Below are 2,908 nucleotides of genomic sequence, written 5' to 3'. Positions count from 1 at the left end.
GCGTTGCGGTCGGGGTTGGGGTCGGCGTGGGAGTGGGAGTGGGAGTCGGGGTGTGGGTGCCCGGAGTGGGCTTCCCATGGTGCGAGTGGCTGGGTTTCCCGGGGTGCGAGTGGCTGGGTTTCCCGGGGTGCGAGTGGCTGGGTTTCCCGGCGTGCGAGGAGCCGGGTCTTCCGGGGTGCGGGTCGGCCGGCGTGGTCTCGGCCGGAGATTCCTGCGGCGGCGGGGCAGGACCAGAGGTGCTGGTCGTCCGCGGCGGCCGCGTGGCGCCGGCGGTCCCGGGCGGCGGGGCTTCGTACGGCGTGGATCGTACGGTGGGAGGGCCGGTCGCCCCGATGGGATGCCTGTCGGCAATGGGTCTCACGGTCAACGAAACGTCTTGAGACTCGCCCTGCCAGGGCAGCGGTATGCCGGGCGGCTCGCCGGTCACGGGGAACGTCGCCGTCGCGACCCCCGACAGTCCGCCGTAGTCCCTGCCGATCTGGTGGAAGATCACCGCTATCGCCACCACGGCCGCGACCGCCGCCAGCGTGCCTGCCAGCGCTTGAGCCCACCTTCGAACGTTCTTCTCCGCGGGAACGGGAAACCCGGCGGCGCTCAGCGCGCTCGTACGCCTGGCGACGTAACGGCGGTAGGGCAGCAGCTCGGGATCGATCAAGCAGCTCATCACCCTGATTCGCAGCGAGCCGGGCAGCGCCACGCGCGGCAGCAGCTCGAAGACCTTGGCGGCCGAGACCTGGCAGGTGCGGTGCGGTGCGCAGATCTCGCACTGCGGGAGGTGCCTGACCAGGTGCTCGCGCATCGGCGCCGTCAGCTCCCCGGAGAACCCGGAGAGGATGGCGGCCCGCCGCGGGCAGTCGTACGGGCCCTTCCTGGCCAGGATCTCGGCGGCGATCGCGTCGCGCAGGCGGTCGCGGGCCGTCTCCATTGCCGGCTCCACCTGGCGTACCGGGATGGCGAGCACCTGGGCCAGCTCGGGGTCGGGCAGCTCGTGCCCGATCGAGAGCTCCAGGATCTCCCGGTCGGCGACGGGCAGGCTGTGGACGGCGTTCCACGCCATGATCCGCAGATCGGCGTCGGCGGGGTCGTCCGGCGGAGGCGCCTCCGCCAGCGCCTCGGCGGCGCCCGGCGGCGCGGCCAAGCGGCGGCGCAGGCATTCGGCGCGGGCCAGCGCGTACAGCCAGGTGCGGAGCCTGTCGGGATCGGCCAGCGCGCCGGCGTGCGCCTCGGCGGCGATCAGCGTGTCGCGGAGCGCCACCTGGGCGCCGTCGGCGCTCAGGAGAAGGGACCAGCAGTAGCGGTAGACGGCCTCCGCGTACGCGTCGTAGAGCGCGGCAGGGGCGCCGGGATCGCGGGCGCGGAGTGCTTCCACCAGGACGCGGTCATTCATGTGACCGAAGGTAATGGATTGGTAACTAGTAGTTCTACCGATTCAGCGCGGATGGCATCGCTTGCCGGATCGTCCCTGTGAGTTTCGTACGATTAAGCCCTCTGATCACGCGCTACCGCCCGATTTTTCGGCTTTTAGCGTGACGTATTACTGTTTGTACTCCGACACGATCTGGGTGCTCCGGTCTTCGGCGAACGGCTCACTCGTGGGCTTGACCGTGTGCACGGGTACGGCCCCCGCGAGCGCCAGATCCTCGTAAGGACGGCCCGTAGAACCCCAGGTCCGAGCCGAGATCTCGGTCTTGGCGACCCGGGAACCCCTCGGGAGCCCGGACACGGTGAGGATGAACCTGGGCGGGCTGCCCGCCTTCACGTCGTCCACGAAAGTGCTGCCGCCGCCGAGCAGCTTGCCCGCCTTGTCGCGCAGCAGCGCGTTCACGACGAGACTACTGGCCGATATTTTATACGGATTCCCCACATATCCCGTAATAAGGTAAGAGCCGTCTTTCTGGCGCAATGTCTGGGCACGGGAGACGGGAAACCGCTGGAAGGCGGAGGCGATTCGCGCCGCGGGCCGCCATTGCGCGGGGCGATACTGGATCGTCACCTTGGCCGGCTTCTCGGATGCGCTGGCCTGTCCGGTGAAGGCCAGCGACCCGCCGGGCGGCACGGCGTCGAGCGGCTGGTCCAGCCTGACCACCTCGGTGCCCTTGGCGTCGTGCCCGACGATCGTGGCCACCACGTGCTCGCCGAAGTGCCAAGGGTTGGCGTTGCTGAGCACGCCGGCCCAGTTGACGGCGTACCCGTCCGAGGACTTGACGATGTTCGAGACCTGTTCCTTGAGAGCGAGGGGCTTGAGCTCTTGTACTGACTTGTCCTCGCTGCCGCACCCGGAGAGGCAGATCGCCCCGAGTGCGAGGAGGCTTACGGTTCGGCTACGCGAGATCACTTTGCCGTGATAACCCGAGCATGGGCACGACTGGCAGATGACACGCGCCAGCCGTACCAAGTCTTTAACGGGGGCGCACCACGCGGGTCTCGTCCCAGACCGGCTCCGGGGACTCGTAGACCGTGCCGTCGGAGCCGAAGATCAGGAAGCGGTCGAAGTCGGCGGCGAACCAGCGGTCGTGGGTGACCGCCAGGACCGTGCCGTCGAACGCGTCCAGCCCCGCCTGGAGCGCCTCGGCGCTGGCCAGGTCGAGGTTGTCGGTCGGCTCGTCGAGCAGCAGCAGCGTGGCGCCCGACAGCTCCAGCAGCAGGATCTGCAGCCGCGCCTGCTGGCCACCGGACAGGGTCTCGAACCGCTGCTCGGCGACCCGCCCCGCGAGCTCGTAGCGGGCCAGCGCCTTCATGGCCTCGTTCTTCAGCCTGGCGTGCTCGGCCATGACGATGTCGACCGGCGTGCGGCCGATCAGGTCGGGTCTGGCGTGGGTCTGGGCGAAGTGGCCCGGCACCACGCGGGCGCCAAGCCTGGCGACGCCCTGGTGGTTGATCGGCGCCTCGCGGGGGGCAAGCCCCCCGC

Annotated in this window: 3 protein-coding genes; all 3 read right to left on the bottom strand. The window is 69.7% G+C overall.

The features are described 5' to 3' along the window. The coding region (locus EJK15_RS68655) for an RNA polymerase sigma factor (protein WP_138720829.1) at positions 1-1,387 on the bottom strand (1,387 nt) is incomplete at its 3' end. Positions 1,388-1,534: 147 nt separating this feature from the next. Then, complete coding sequence (locus tag EJK15_RS68650; protein ID WP_138720828.1) at positions 1,535-2,335, bottom strand: hypothetical protein; 801 nt, start codon at positions 2,333-2,335, stop codon at positions 1,535-1,537. 64 nt (positions 2,336-2,399) lie between these two features. Further along, positions 2,400-2,908 (bottom strand): ATP-binding cassette domain-containing protein (locus EJK15_RS68645; protein ID WP_138720827.1); only part of this gene is annotated, 509 nt, incomplete at its 5' end.

The sequence above is a fragment of the Nonomuraea basaltis genome (assembly GCF_005893125.1).
In the GTDB taxonomy this organism is placed as follows: Bacteria; Actinomycetota; Actinomycetes; order Streptosporangiales; family Streptosporangiaceae; genus Nonomuraea; species Nonomuraea basaltis.
The sequence above is the reverse complement of the archived record's forward strand: the minus strand, read 5'-3'. Positions and strand labels throughout refer to the sequence as shown.